Source organism: Bradyrhizobium sp. CCBAU 45394 (assembly GCF_028128655.1).
In the GTDB taxonomy this organism is placed as follows: Bacteria; Pseudomonadota; Alphaproteobacteria; order Rhizobiales; family Xanthobacteraceae; genus Bradyrhizobium; species Bradyrhizobium diazoefficiens.
Window position 1 is genome coordinate 1 of sequence record NZ_LBIX01000050.1, and the last position, 577, is coordinate 577.

The following is a 577-nucleotide window of genomic DNA, read 5'->3' on the forward strand; positions in this document are numbered from 1 at the left end:
CAGCCGCCGAATGATCGGATCGGACATCGCTTCACGCGCGATATCCGCCTCGACCTCCTTCAACGAACCCTGGATCAGGTCGATCTGCGCCAGGTGCCGCTCGATTGCGGCACGCTCGTCGGCAGGTACAATCTGGGCGGCGATCCACCTGCGACCGCTGATCCCTACAAGGTTGAGGTGTGGACAGGGCGGAATGAGGTGGGCGTGAAGGATCGACTGAATGAGGTTCTTCAAGCGTACCCGCTGACGCACGAGCTGCGTACGGCGCGCAACTTGCCGTCGCAGGGCCATAGTGCGCTGATCGGGTACCCAGACCTCCGGAAGAAATCCGGTGGCGTACAACTTCGCGAGCACGGCGGCATCAATCGCATCCGTCTTGATCTTTGCGTGCGCGATCCACCGCACCTGCTTCGGGTTGGCGATGACAACACGGTCGACATACGGCGCCAGAACTTCGACAACGGCCGCGGCATTGCCAGTCGCCTCGACGACCACGTGATCATCATGGGTGAGTTCCTTCCTGGCGAAAGCCTCCAAGCTGTCACGAGTCATGGGAATGCGGCCGAGCTTCGTTAGA

The 577-nt window shown here is 61.2% G+C and carries 1 protein-coding gene; it reads right to left on the minus strand.

The window, feature by feature from the left end; translation table 11 throughout:
• A partial coding sequence (locus WN73_RS11620; protein WP_271552838.1) for an IS110 family transposase occupies positions 1-577 on the minus strand: 577 nt, incomplete at both ends.